We start from the raw sequence: 12,601 nt of genomic DNA, 5'->3' as shown, positions 1-12,601 counted from the left end.
AAGCTTACCCATGCAACATCGCCGACAGTTCTTGGCCGACGTAGGAATGGGCTTCGCGGGCGTCGCGCTCGGTGCCATGCTCGCCAAAGATGGCGTGGTGCGAGCAGGAGAGCCCGAGCATCGCCGGCTGGTACGGCCGCCGCGAGCCAAGAACGTGATCTGGATTTTTCTCGTCGGCGGCATGAGCCACATGGAGAGCTTTGATCCCAAACCCGAACTGACGAAATTTGCCGGCAAAACGATTGCCGAGAGTCCGCACAAAGCGGTTCTCGATTCCCCTTACCTCAAGCGGAACTTGCGCGAGTTCATCGAAGGAAATCACAAGGTCCAGCCCACGATCTATCCGTTGCAAGTTGGGTACGGCCCGCGCGGCCAAAGTGGTCTGCAGATGAGCGATTGGTTTCCGCACCTCGGCACCTGTGCCGATGATCTGGCGATTGTCCGCAGCATGTGGACGACCGACAACGATCACGGTGCACAACTGCAATTTCATACCGGCCGGCATGCGATCGAAGGTCCCTTTCCGACGATCGGTTCTTGGGTCGACTGGGGGATGGGCTCGCTGAACGACAATCTGCCGTCGTACTGTGTGCTCGGTACTCCGCTGGCCGATTGTTGCGGTGGGCAACAAGGTCACGGCGCGAACTACCTCGGTCCAGCGCACGCGGGTGTGCAACTTTCCACCGATCCGGCTGCTCCTTTGCCTTTTGCCATTCCCGCCAAGGGCGTCTATCGCGAAGAGCAGCAGCGTGAGTTTGCCCTGCTCAACAAACTGAATCGGCTGACTGCTGTTGAGTATCCGGATGATCCGGCACTGGCCGCGCGGATCAAGTCGTACGAGTTGGCCTTCCATATGCAGCAGGCAGTTCCCGAAGCGGTTGATCTGGCCACCGAGACCGCGTCAACCAAGCAGGCCTATGGCGTCGAAAAAGGTCCGACGCAGACTTTCGGACGGCAATGCCTGCTCGCGCGGCGATTGGTCGAGCGTGGGGTTCGCTTCGTGCAACTCTTTCATGGCAGCACCGGTGGCGCGGGAGCCTGGGACGCGCACAGCAACCTGCAAGCGAGCCATAGCAAGTTGTGCGGCGAAGTCGATCAACCCATCGCGGCCCTCATCAAGGATTTGAAACAGCGAGGACTGCTGGACGAAACGATCGTCGTGATCGGCACCGAGTTCGGTCGCACTCCCGGCGCGGAGCGGAGCAACGGCCGCGATCATCATCCGTATGGCTTCTCGGTGGCACTGGCCGGCGGTGGTTTGCGCGGCGGCATTGCCCACGGAAGCACCGACGAGTTGGGTTTTCATGCGGTCGAACATCGCCACTATGTAACCGACCTGCATGCCACGGTTTTGCATCAACTGGGGCTCGATCACCGACTGATGGAGATCCCCGGACGAAAACGGCTCGATCTCGACTTCGGCAATGTGATTCACGACATCATCGCTTGATGCTTTTCTCCTCAAGCACAGCCCGCTATGACCAAACCGCAGCCACTGCCTCTCGATCCCGATAAAGTGCCAGAACTCGCTCGCGGCGTCGTTGCCGCCGATCGCTTTCCCATGCTGGCCACCATCGACGGCGATCAGCCTCGCTTACGGCCAGTGTCGCCCGTGAAGACCGATGGCTTCACGATCTACGTGGCCAATTTGCGGGTCTATCACAAGACGCAAGAGCTTGCCGCGAACCCGCGCGTCGAGCTGTGCTACATGGATGACGGTCACAACCAGGTGCGAATTACCGGAGTTGCCGAAGTCGTCACCGACCGCCCATTGCTAGAAGCCATCTGGGCCGCCAATCCGCTCATGCGGCAGTATCTCGGCTCGATCGACAATCCGCAGTTGATCGTCTACTGCATCCGTCCGACCCAGGTAAGGTATATGCAGGAGTGGAGCCTGGAGTATCACGAAGTGCCGGTCGATCAGCCGTAGACCCGCGGCCAGGGGTGGCGAAAGCACCGAGTGCAGTTCACAATCGGGGCATGACTGCACCTTTTCAGACGACGCGGCGAGTGGAATTCAGCGATACCGATGCGGCCGGCATCATGCACTTTTCGGCGTTCTTCCGCTTCATGGAACAGGCCGAGCACGATCTGCTGCGCTCGCAAGGCTTGAGCGTGGTGATGCAAGACGAGGTGACGAAAGCCGGGGGCGGCAAGCTGAGTTGGCCGCGCGTGCATGCCCATTGCGATTTTCGCTCACCGGCCCACTACGAAGACGTGATCGAAATCGAAGTCAGCATTAGCAGGCTAGGCGAGAAGAGTGCCAGTTACCAGTTTCGCTTTGTGCTCGCGGGACGCGAGTTAGCCGTGGGCGAGATCACCAGCGTCTGTTGCCGGATCATTCCTGGAAAACCGCCAGAATCCGTGGCGATCCCGGACTGGTTTCGCTCGAAACTGACTCCGTTTGTGGTGTCGGCAACCGGCGGTTAATTAGGCAGGCTATTCCTAAGGGCCCTAACGATGATACGTTTGGCTTGCTGGCTGGCTGCGATCATCGGCTGCTTGATCTTCGCCGGTCATGCAACAGCCCAGCCTCAGCAGGAAGGGCCCTCGTTTGGCTGGGAAGAGACCATCGTCCCCATCGCCGAACTCGATCCTGACCAGCGCGCGATGCTGAAGATGGAGACCGGCTTCGACTTGTCGCTCGGCTTTGCCTATCGCCGGGCCTATGTGTTTTCGCCGGGCTTTTCGTTCTGGCATTGGAAGGGGCGTTACGTCCTGTACTTCGGCGGAAATCTCTTCGAGCCGACCGAACAGCAGCTGACAGCGCTGCTGGGGAAAGACCGCTTTGCCTCGTTGCCGGTGCCGACTGCCTATCGCATTCCCGCCGGCCTGGTAATCACGCTCCTGATTATCGCGGCTATCTCCGCGGGGATTTATTTCTTTCCGGTCGATAGCGTCAAAACGCAGCGGCTGCTAAGCGATCCCAAGTACGTGCGAGCGCTGGAGATCTATCACGCCAGCTTGCCGGCTGATGAAGAGCCAACGAAGGACGAGATTGAGGCGGCGATTGTCACCGCCGGTGAATACCTGACGCAGAACCAGGCGTTGGACAAAGCAAAAGTTGAAACGCAGCTGCGATTCATGCTCGCGGAAATCAACCGTGCCCGTACGCAGGACTTGCGACAGTTGGCCGCCGCTCACGAACAGTGTGGCAACTGGGAAGAGGCCCTCGACCTGTACGAACAGGCAGCGGACCTGCGCGAACCGTGGGACGCGAAGGACCACGCCTTCTTGCTGAAGTGCGTGGCCCGCGTGGAGCGGAAGGTCTCGTAACGGTGGCGAACAGGCAACAGGAGATTTGCGCGGGGGGCGGCGGAAGGTTAGGTTGTCATTGGTACCGAAAAGCGACTACGATGACGGTCCCTCCACCACACTGCCTTCACTTCCTTCCAAAGAGCTTTTCTCGTGCTCGATCGCCAGCGTCCTATTCGGCAATCCAATCGTCGCGAAATCCTAAGAGCTGGCCTGGTGGGCTTTACGGGGTTAGCGCTACCGGACTTGCTCAAGCTGCGAGCCTTGGCTGCGCCCGAGAAGAGCCGATCCTCCACAGCCATCATCTTGGTTTGGCTGCGAGGCGGAGCCAGCCATCTGGAAACCTTCGATCCTAAACCGGATGCGCCCAGCGATTATCGCGGGCCCTTTGCGTCCTGCCAAACCAACGTTCCTGGGATTCGAATTGGCGAACTGTTGCCGCAATTGGCGAAGATTGCTGATAAGTATGCGTTGCTGCGGTCGGTGGCTCACACGGGTGGCGGACATCCGGCGGGTTCGCTGCAAGTGCTGGGAGGCGACCCCGATGCCCAAGACAAGGACAAAGCGGTCTTTCCCGACTGGATGAGCGTGGTCAATTACCTCCGCCGCGATAAGACTCGCTCGGTGCCGAACTACGTGGCTGTTAATCCCGTCGATCACTACGACGGTTTTGGAATTGCCGGACCAACGTATCTCGGGCCCACTTATGAAGCCTTCAAAGTTGTTGGTGATCCCAACCAGCCCAGTTTCGCGGTTCCGAATATCGGCTTGCACGCCGATCAACACGAGGTGCTTAATCGACGTTTAGGCCTGCGAAAGTCGCTCGATCGTCTGCAGCACGACCTCGATTCATCGGGCAAAATGGCGGCCGTCGATCAATTTGAATCGCAAGCGATCAATCTGTTGACGAGCCCCGCTGCACAAGCGGCCTTCGACTTATCGAAGGAATCCAGCGAAGTGCGCGATCGCTACGGCCGTCACCAATGGGGACAGCAGTGCCTCATGGCGCGACGACTGGTCGAAGCGGGCGTCGACGTGGTGGCTACCGAATTCGATGGTCCGCTGTGCGGGCGCGTGGCCAATTGGGACGACCACGCCGTCAATCACCATGTGTTCGACGCCCTCAAGTATCGAGCGCCGTTTTTCGACCAGGCAATTTCGGCCCTCATTGAAGACGTGTATCAACGAGGGCTCGATAAGCGAGTACTGGTGGTAGTGGCTGGTGAGTTCGGCCGCACGCCACGAATTTCCTACGTTGCCTCGAGCGGCGGCGGCGTGGCGAGCGGCGAAGCCGGGACCGTGCAACCGGGCAGAGACCACTGGCCACGGGCGAACTCCATGCTCTTTGCCGGCGGCGGCATTCAGACAGGGCAAGTGATTGGTGCGACCGACCGCAAGGGTGAAGATCCGATTGATCGGCGCGTGGGGCCAGGCGATTTTCTGGCGACGCTTTATCGTCACTGCGGAATCGACTACGAGAGGATTTTCATCCCTAATTTCGCCGGCCGCCCCATTCCGATCGTCAGCGACGGTCAAGCGATTCGAGAACTCGCTGCGAGCAAGTAACGCTGCGTGCGATTCGTTGTCACCAGCAGGCGCTACTCCTGAAATACCCGTTGCGCGAAGTGATAGAGGTCGCTCTTCCACATATTGAAGTCGTGGCGGCCGCCAGCAACGAGGTTGTATTGATGGGGCACCTTCTTCTCCACGAGCATGTTGTGGACGCCCTCAGTGATTCGGAGCAGGCCGTCCTTATCGCCACACGAGACGTACAGCAGTCGTAGTTGCTTAGTCGCTTCAGCGGGGTCCTTGATCAGAGAGTTGGCCGGCTTCGTGTTCGGGGCGGACGAAAACCCGCCGACCCAGGCGAAGGTATCGAGGTTCCCTAAGCCGATGTTCAGCGATTGTCCGCCCCCCATCGAAAGCCCTGCCAGAGCGCGCGAGTCGCGAGTGGATTTCACTGAGTAGCTTTTTTCGATGAAGGGGATCAAATCGACCAGCAGGTCCTTCTCGAACGCAGCGAACGCGGGCGATTGCTTCGGAATGGGATCTCGGGCCGAGACGTCTTTGGCAGCGCGGCCGTTGGGCAGCACGACGATCATCGGTACCGCTTTTTTGTCGGCGAACAAATTGTCCAAAATGACGTCCGGCGCACCGCTGCGGGTCCACTCGTTTTCGTCACCGCCAATCCCGTGCAGCAGGTACAACACTGGATACTTCTGATCGGTGGTGTATCCCGGCGGGGTGTATACCCGTGCTTTGCGTTTCTCGCCTACTGTCGTCGACTCGTATTCGATCGTGGTCAGTTTTCCTCGCTCGATTCCCTCGCGTCGAACGTCAAACTGCTCCGGCGGAGCGGCGAACGAGGCGCCGGCTTCCTGGGCCAGCGATGGTGACGCGGCGAATGCCAGCACAGCCGCTGCGACAATCGCGATGGCTTGGGTGTTCATGAGGTAGTTCCTGATGGGAGAGGTAAAGAGGTCGCTTGTGCGTGCCTTGGGACCGAGTAATTAGCCGATCCGCGATAGGAATTGTACTGTTCGTTTCGCCACGCTCGCAGGGTGTGAGCCGGTCAATGTGGCGACGGTAATAATGTAGTTTAAATTAGGTGATAAGTAAATACTTGACAATGACTCACTGCATCGCACTAATGCGGAGTGTGGAGAGAGGTGAACATCGGCACGGCGGCTTCGCGCGGGCAACGGACGCGCATGCGCTGGCTTGAGTGTTCAACCCCTGACAGCAATTTGAGTTTCGATGAGCTGGCGACAGCGAGGTCGGGTGAGAGGGAAGCAGGCTGCTCAAAATGGTTATCAGCATTTCGTCAAAATATTCGCTTTGCTTCTCGTAAGTCGAGTGCTCAGTGGTGTTTCGAACAAACAGTTATCACGAAAGAATTGCCGAAAAGGTTATCAAAAATGGTTATCAGCGCCGCTTCGTCAGCAGGTTGCTTGGGTGTCTCGGCCCGTGAGTGCTGGCTGGCTGATTGGGAGAATGGTTATCGCGAAAGAGGTACTGAACAGGTGCTCCTAAATGGTTATCACCGTTTTGGCCGATTCTTCGAGATCGGTCGCGTAAGTCGATTGCTGATGGGCTGTTGTGGAAATCGGTTATCACGACAAAAGTGCCGAAAAGGTTATCAAAAATGGTTATCAAGGCGAGGAGCGAGAATGTCTAGGGGCGATGGCGAGAATGCCGTCGCAGGCGTGGCCAGACACATCGGGTTAGTAGTAAGAAAGTGGAGTCACTTGGCTGCTTGAATGGTAAGAGCAGCGATGGCGATGGCCCCACCGACGAGATTCAACAGGACGATCAGCAGACCGACGCCGACGATGGTTTGCGTCCCTTCATCCATCTTCGCGCGCTTGTTGCGTGTGAATTGGGTGACCAGGATGCCGCAGACCCAGCTCCAGTGGAGCATCAGGTGTACGAGGATGCCGAGCGCCAGGGCGGCAATGACGCCGAACTGAAACGTACACCACTGCTGGTAGTTGTAGCCCCACAGGTGCCAGCCTGCGGCATCGGGGCCTGGCGGAAAGACAAAGCGGACGATGACGGCGGTCGCCATCAACAGGGTGAAGACGACGAGCAGCAGTGCATCGAGCAGGAAGTTGATTTGGGAGCGCGACAAGTGCATGGTGATCACAGGCTGACGACAAAGCTATTTCGTAGAGTTCGATTCGGCGGTGCAGAGCGGGCAACCGGCCGCCGGACGAGCACCCCACGAAACATACGAGAGACCACGAGCCAGCGAGACTACGCCCGTGAGGACGAGGCACCAAGCGGCAAAGCCGAACAACCAACGACGCGAACCCAGACTCAGCAACTGGCCGGTGGTTCCCGCCAACACCAGCAGCGGCATGGTGCCAAGACCAAACACGAGCATGGTCGCGCCCCCCAGCAGTACCTGGTGCGTGCTGGCCGCCAAGGTAAGCATGCCGTAGAGCAAGCCACAGGGAAGGAAGCCGGTGCAGACACCCGCGATCAAGGCACCGGTATGACCTTGCCCGCGAAAGAACGGCGCGAAGAGCAAACCGCAACTGCCGCTGTGATGGAAATTCGATGCGGTCGATTGTTTCATGCCGAACAGGCGCTGAAGCAGTTGTTGAAGCTTCGTTGCGAGGCCTGTCTCTTGCAAACCTTTGACGATAAAGACGACGCCCGCGATGATCGCGAACACGGCCGGGACGTTGATCAGCGAAGAGGTGTGACGTGCGATCCATTCGCCACTAAAACCGGCCATCAGTCCGAGGAAGGAGTAACTCAGCAGCCGTCCGGCGGAGTAGAGCAACTGTCGGATGAAGGCCACGGACCAGCTCTTCGCGCCGGTGCTAATACCGATCGCCAGGGGACCGCACATTCCCAGACAATGAGCGGTTCCGAGTACCCCGGCCACGAAAACCAGCGGCAGTTCGATCACGGCGAAGCCTCCGTGGCGAGCGAGAGCGGGGGATGGTCTTCGCCCTCGACCGGTCGCGCGGTCTCGAACCGCGCGAGTGCCAATGAGTTGGTGACCACAAACAGACCGCTCAGGCCCATGGCAATCGCGGCGATGACCGGATGGAGCCAACCGGCTGCAGCGAGACCGAGGCCGATGACGTTGTAGCCTAGTGCCCAGACGAGATTCCAACGGAGTGCGTGGCGCGTAGCAATAGCCAAACGACGCAGAAAGAGGAGGGAAGTCAAATCGTTACGCAACAGACAAATCGGAGCGGAGTGGCGGGCGATATCGGTTCCGCCCGCCAGCGATATGCCGACATCGGCAGTCGCCAGGGCCGGTGCATCGTTAATGCCGTCGCCGACCATTGCCACAGGGCCGTTGCTGAGAGAGAGCGTTTGGATCGCCAGCAGCTTTTCTTCCGGCAGCAGTTCCGCGCGGTAGTTCAGGCCCAGGCTGGTCGCCAGATGCTTGGCACGCGAGTCACGATCGCCAGTGAGGATCAGCAAGCTCAATGGTTCGGCCGCCAGTTGCTGCAGCGTGTTCTTGACGCCGGAGCGCAACTGCTCGGAGAACAAGAACTGTGCTCGCACTCGACCGCCCCAGGCCACGAGTGTTTCCGCGGCTGCGTCGTCGGTGGGCAAACTCAGCTCGCGGCAATCTTGGTGGCACGCTTCAAGCCACCGGCGATTGCCGAGAAAGACATCGGTACCCAAATCGGCCGAGTAGCCAACAACGCCTCGTCCTGGCAAGTGGCGGGAGTTGGTGACACCGCTAAAGCTCGCTGGTTTGGATCGTTCCTCCCGGCACCAGCCAGCCAGAGATTGCGCCAGAGGATGAGTCGAGTCGACGACCAGATCGTTCACATGAGCGGAGACCTGTGCAAGCGAGACGCCAGGAGCGAGGTTGCAAGCAGTGAGTTCAGGCTGGCCCGTAGTAAGCGTGCCGGTCTTGTCGAAGCAGATTGTCTTCACGGCCGCAAACTGGGTGAGTGCATCGCCGCTACGGATCAGAATCCCTGCCTGAGCGGCGCGAGCAATCGCAGCCCACAACGCCATGGGGGTAGCGAGTCCCAAGCTGCAGGGGCAGGCAATGACCAGCACAGCCACAGCGGCGAGCAGACCTTGTTCGAACTGGCCGCGGCTGACATGAATCGCCAACGTACCGAGGGCCAACAGCAGCACGACCGGAAGAAACCAGCGACTGATGCGTTCGGCCAAGCGCTCGTAGTGCGAGCGGGATGCCGTCCCTTGCTTGACGGCGGCGATCATCTTGGCAATCGTTCCTTCGCCCGCAGCGGACGTGGCCGCGATTACCAGCGGACCATCCAGCACCAGCGTGCCGCTGTAGACGAGTGCTTCGCCGAACTTGTGCGCGGCAGCGCTCTCGCCAGTGACTGCCTGTTCGTCGACCAGTGCTTCCCCTTGCTGAACGATTCCATCGGCGATGATTCGCTCGCCGGGCAAGACACGAAACCATTCGCCGGGCTGCAGATCGCTGGCCGGCACAATGCTTTCGACGTTGTTCTGCCACTTGCGCACCGTATCGGGCAACAGCTGCGACATTGCCCGCAGGGCCGCCGTCGTTTGCAACTTGCCGTTGGCTTCGAGCCATTTGCCGAGTGTGACGCCGAGCAGAATCGCGCAAGCGACTTCGCAGTAGATATGCCCGCCGAACATCACCGAGTAAACAGAGTAACCCATCGCGGCTGCTACTCCCACGATCAGCAGCACACTCATCGAACTTCGCCCCGCCAGAAGTTCCCGCCGCGCATCTTCGACAATCGGTGGACCGAGCAGCAACAGCACGGGGAGCGAGAACAGCAGCGAGGCCGAGCGAAACAAGCCATACCAGGCCGAGGCGAGCTCGTTCGTGGCCGATGTCTCCGACCACAACAGCAGCGTGCAAACCATCACGTTCATCGAGAAGAAGACGGACAACCCCAGCTTGGTCATCGTCCAACGGGATTGGGCTTCGTCACCGCTGCTGGCGGCAATCGAAGCGGCAAACCGGCAGCCGTAACAGCAGTATTGATGACCTGTCTCATCGGCGGCCGCGCCATGCGTGATGGGGAGTTCGCAGAAGTCGCACGATGCGCGATCATCGGCAACTTGGCCCGTGATAGATGCCATGAAGCGCTCAAAACCTTTGGAACAGTTCCACTCGCAAAGAAGGGAACACGTACCGGATGGTGTAGACGATCGCGAAGATCCAAAAGCCGATCCAGATCACGCGCACGTACCAGGGAATGGCGTTTCCCACGTAGTCGTGAAATCTCTGATCGCTCTCGGGAGTTGTGGGGTCAGGCTGCGTCATGGTTCACTTGGTTCGAGGAGTTACTTTTGTTGGTCGAGCAAGGCTTCGCGATCGAGCATTTGTTGCTTGGGTTTTTCGATATCGCGGAACATGCCGCGACCGGCTGCCCACAGCAGCAGGCAAAAAAAGCCGAGGCTGGCGAGCAAATAGTTCATGATGGGAGCTACAGCGAACGCGCCGCCAGCTTCACCGCGGGCGACGTTGATCAGTTCGATGAACTTGCCGATGAAGCCGTAGCCGCTCGGAATGAGAATGAGGACCGCGAGCAGAATCGTTACGCGAAACTGCCACTCGCTGGCCTCTGGTTGTGGGGTGGTTTTCGCGTTCATTCGGAGCTCCGCAAGTGATCGATTTCTTCGTAGTAGGGATAGCTATCGAGCCAAGAGCCAAGCCATTGCACATAGGCGATGAGGGCCAGGCCGCGCCGATTCGGCTGATCTGGCGCGCCGTCGAACAGCCACGGATATTCCGGCATCGGCGAATCGGTCGAGACTAAGGAGGGCTTGAAAAAGTGGACTGCATGCCAGTCGTTACTGCGCCGACCGCCTTCGCGGCTCAGGTCGGGGCCGACACGGCGTGTGCCAAACATCACGGGCCGCTGCAATTCGTTTTGATACTCTTCGGTTTTGGCAACGGGTCCGAAGCGAAGCGACTCGTTCGACACAGGACGCACAAACTGACTATGGCAATGCCAACAACCTTCACCAACATAAACCTGGCGACCCAAACGGAGCGCCTCGGCGGAAGTGAGCACCACTTGCTCTTCGAGCTTGGCATTGTCGGCAAGCAGAGCCGCGCGCACTTCAGCGGTCGCATCGGCGGGGATCTCCTTGGCTTCCGGCAACTCGCCGAAGGCCTTAAGGAACGCTTCCGGATAGCGATCCTGCAGGTTGCGGAATTGACGAACGAGCCGCGGGTTGACCACTTGCTCGGCAGTCTTCTCGGGCAGGTCTTTGTACATCATCATCGGCAACGCACCGTTGCTGACGAACGCGAAGACAAAGAAGCCAATTCCCGCAATGAACAGAATGCCTGTTTTGCTTTCGAACATCGACTAGAGTCCACCCAAGGAGTGCATTGATTCGGGAACTGGATTGATTCGGGAAGTTAGCTACCGAGCACGACGACGGAAGTGCTGTCGTTGCTGGTCGGTTGTGTGACTTTGCCCCGAACGGTCATGGTCAGGTTGTAGAGAAAACAGAGCAGCCCGCCGAACATCATGAAGCCTGCAAAGGCACGCACGATCCAGAAGGGCTGCGAGCCGTTAGTCGACACTTCCCAAGGTTGCATGGAGGCCCAGTAGTAACCTTGAAACACGCCAGCCAACGTAAGGTCCAAAAACATGACGAAGAGCCCCACGGCCGAGAGCCAATAGTGCCATTCGATCAAAGCGCGGCTGTACCACTCGCGCTTGAGCAGCAGCGGAATTAGGTAAGTCATGATGCCGAAGAGCCAGAGCGTGAACACGCCGAACATCACGAGGTGAGCATGCCCCACAACCCAGTCAGTAAAGTGAATCAGCTTTTGAAAGGTCAGCGTGACCTGCAACGCGCACTGAAAGCACGTGATGAAGTAGAACACCATGCCGGTGTAGAAGTAGCGAATTGGCAGGTTGTCGATGACGGCACGACCTCGGCCCCACAACGTGCCGAAGAAGTTGATCACGACTGTCGCCACGACCAGTTCGACCGCAATTGTCGAGATCACCGCGCCGTATTGCAGGAACATCGGAATTGGTGTGTAGAGGAAGTGGTGAATGCCTTGCAAAGGATAGAAGAAGGCGAGGCCCCAGAAGCCTACGAGCGACAGACCGTGGCTCCAGATTGGCTTCTTGAGCATGATCGGAACGAAGTAGTACATCAGGCCCCAGCCCAGCGGCGTTACGAACAGCCCGACGAGGTCGTGAATGAAGAGCCCGCCAATCGCCCCGGCGCTTGTCCCTGCGACGGTGTACTCGGGCAGCAGATTGCCCATCGCCACGGTGAGTGGTGTCCAGACAAACATCGCCATGAAGTACCACAAGCTGACATACATGGGCCCCTTGGTGCGGGCAATTGGCATCATGAAGTTGTAAGCAACAAGCAGCAGACCGACGAGGGAAAGAGGATCGATCCAGAACGGAGTTTCGCCCCATTCCAAGCCTTGCGCACCAAGACCCATCGGCAGGTGGTACGTCTTGGCCAAGTTCATGACCCAAGGTTGGTCTTGGAATGTTGGTCCCAAGATGATGCCCGCGGCCGTGCTCAAGACGACGAACTGCCAGGCAAAGAAGATGAAGTACGACAGCTTGCGGCTGGCGACCGCATGGAACGTGAGGCGCGGAATGGCCCAGTGAATTGTGCCCAGGAAGGCGTTGGCCAGAAAGCCATAGGCGATGGCGTTTGTGTGCAGCATGCGCCAGCGACCAGGCGAGAAGAGCTCGATGCCGCTGAGCGGATTCGCCTTGATCAACTGGAAAGCCATCAGGATGCCGGCGAGCATCGAGATCGTCAGGAATGACAGCGCCATGTAGTAGTACCACATGATCAGCCTGTCATCGACAAGTTCTTCGTGCCGGGGCGCTGATTGAGTGGGTGCAGCCAGTGCAGTCAT

Annotated in this window: 13 protein-coding genes; 5 read left to right on the top strand and 8 right to left on the bottom strand. The window is 58.8% G+C overall.

Annotated elements, in window-relative coordinates:
- Positions 1 to 10: 10 nt before the first annotated feature.
- The 5 genes from NA78x_RS19160 (at position 11) to NA78x_RS19140 (ending at position 4,821) form a co-directional block, all read left to right on the top strand.
- Entirely contained in the window at positions 11 to 1,450 is a 1,440-nt protein-coding gene (locus NA78x_RS19160; RefSeq protein WP_425613982.1) for a DUF1501 domain-containing protein, read from the top strand.
- Positions 1,451 to 1,477: 27 nt separating this feature from the next.
- Positions 1,478 to 1,930 (top strand): pyridoxamine 5'-phosphate oxidase family protein, encoded by a 453-nt coding sequence (locus NA78x_RS19155; RefSeq protein WP_425613981.1) that lies wholly within the window; start codon positions 1,478 to 1,480, stop codon positions 1,928 to 1,930.
- A gap of 50 nt (positions 1,931 to 1,980) precedes the next feature.
- Entirely contained in the window at positions 1,981 to 2,430 is a 450-nt protein-coding gene (locus NA78x_RS19150) for an acyl-CoA thioesterase (protein WP_425613980.1), read from the top strand.
- A gap of 39 nt (positions 2,431 to 2,469) precedes the next feature.
- The gene (locus NA78x_RS19145) at positions 2,470 to 3,276 is read left to right on the top strand and encodes a tetratricopeptide repeat protein (protein ID WP_425613979.1); all 807 of its coding nucleotides are present in this window, start codon (positions 2,470 to 2,472) and stop codon (positions 3,274 to 3,276) included.
- A gap of 132 nt (positions 3,277 to 3,408) precedes the next feature.
- Positions 3,409 to 4,821: a DUF1501 domain-containing protein gene (locus NA78x_RS19140; RefSeq protein WP_425613978.1), complete on the top strand. Its 1,413-nt coding sequence runs from the start codon at positions 3,409 to 3,411 to the stop codon at positions 4,819 to 4,821.
- A 32-nt stretch (positions 4,822 to 4,853) separates the two neighbouring features.
- Here NA78x_RS19140 and NA78x_RS19135 read toward each other — a convergent pair whose 3' ends face one another.
- The 8 genes from NA78x_RS19135 to NA78x_RS19100 all read right to left on the bottom strand — a co-directional run bounded on the left by NA78x_RS19135 (position 4,854) and on the right by NA78x_RS19100 (position 12,601).
- The gene (locus tag NA78x_RS19135; RefSeq protein ID WP_425613977.1) at positions 4,854 to 5,705 is read right to left on the bottom strand and encodes an alpha/beta hydrolase; all 852 of its coding nucleotides are present in this window, start codon (positions 5,703 to 5,705) and stop codon (positions 4,854 to 4,856) included.
- Between the two features lie 794 nt (positions 5,706 to 6,499).
- Positions 6,500 to 6,886: a DUF4405 domain-containing protein gene (locus NA78x_RS19130; RefSeq protein WP_425613976.1), complete on the bottom strand. Its 387-nt coding sequence runs from the start codon at positions 6,884 to 6,886 to the stop codon at positions 6,500 to 6,502.
- Positions 6,887 to 6,916: 30 nt separating this feature from the next.
- Positions 6,917 to 7,675, bottom strand: coding sequence for a sulfite exporter TauE/SafE family protein (locus NA78x_RS19125; protein ID WP_425613975.1), 759 nt, complete (start codon positions 7,673 to 7,675; stop codon positions 6,917 to 6,919).
- Positions 7,672 to 9,825: a heavy metal translocating P-type ATPase gene (locus NA78x_RS19120; RefSeq protein ID WP_425613974.1), complete on the bottom strand. Its 2,154-nt coding sequence runs from the start codon at positions 9,823 to 9,825 to the stop codon at positions 7,672 to 7,674. Before NA78x_RS19120 ends, NA78x_RS19125 begins: the two co-directional genes overlap by 4 nt.
- Positions 9,826 to 9,832: 7 nt before the next feature.
- Positions 9,833 to 10,009, bottom strand: a complete 177-nt coding sequence (locus NA78x_RS19115) for a hypothetical protein (protein WP_202921601.1) — start codon at positions 10,007 to 10,009, stop codon at positions 9,833 to 9,835.
- A gap of 20 nt (positions 10,010 to 10,029) precedes the next feature.
- A complete protein-coding gene (locus tag NA78x_RS19110) occupies positions 10,030 to 10,338 on the bottom strand; it encodes a hypothetical protein (protein ID WP_425613973.1) in 309 nt (102 codons plus the stop codon).
- On the bottom strand, positions 10,335 to 11,060 hold the full coding sequence (locus NA78x_RS19105) for a cbb3-type cytochrome c oxidase subunit II (RefSeq protein WP_425613972.1): 726 nt from the start codon (positions 11,058 to 11,060) through the stop codon (positions 10,335 to 10,337). Before NA78x_RS19105 ends, NA78x_RS19110 begins: the two co-directional genes overlap by 4 nt.
- Before the next feature lie 56 nt (positions 11,061 to 11,116).
- The gene (locus NA78x_RS19100) at positions 11,117 to 12,601 is read right to left on the bottom strand and encodes a cbb3-type cytochrome c oxidase subunit I (RefSeq protein WP_425613971.1); all 1,485 of its coding nucleotides are present in this window, start codon (positions 12,599 to 12,601) and stop codon (positions 11,117 to 11,119) included.

This window comes from Anatilimnocola aquadivae, from assembly GCF_049819085.1.
Classification (GTDB): domain Bacteria; phylum Planctomycetota; class Planctomycetia; order Pirellulales; family Pirellulaceae; genus Anatilimnocola.
Note: the sequence above shows the minus strand (reverse complement) of the source record. Positions and strands in the feature narration are given on the sequence as shown.

Bases quoted from the DNA above. Each gene is read 5' to 3' on its own strand.
- NA78x_RS19160 (WP_425613982.1), top strand. From the start codon at position 11: ATGCAACATCGCCGACAGTTCTTGGCCGACGTAGGAATGGGCTTCGCG.
- NA78x_RS19155 (WP_425613981.1), top strand. From the start codon at position 1,478: ATGACCAAACCGCAGCCACTGCCTCTCGATCCCGATAAAGTGCCAGAA.
- NA78x_RS19150 (WP_425613980.1), top strand. From the start codon at position 1,981: ATGACTGCACCTTTTCAGACGACGCGGCGAGTGGAATTCAGCGATACC.
- NA78x_RS19135 (WP_425613977.1), bottom strand. From the start codon at position 5,705: ATGAACACCCAAGCCATCGCGATTGTCGCAGCGGCTGTGCTGGCATTC.
- NA78x_RS19120 (WP_425613974.1), bottom strand. From the start codon at position 9,825: ATGGCATCTATCACGGGCCAAGTTGCCGATGATCGCGCATCGTGCGAC.
- NA78x_RS19115 (WP_202921601.1), bottom strand. From the start codon at position 10,009: ATGACGCAGCCTGACCCCACAACTCCCGAGAGCGATCAGAGATTTCAC.
- NA78x_RS19110 (WP_425613973.1), bottom strand. From the start codon at position 10,338: ATGAACGCGAAAACCACCCCACAACCAGAGGCCAGCGAGTGGCAGTTT.
- NA78x_RS19105 (WP_425613972.1), bottom strand. From the start codon at position 11,060: ATGTTCGAAAGCAAAACAGGCATTCTGTTCATTGCGGGAATTGGCTTC.
- NA78x_RS19100 (WP_425613971.1), bottom strand. From the start codon at position 12,601: ATGACTGCACTGGCTGCACCCACTCAATCAGCGCCCCGGCACGAAGAA.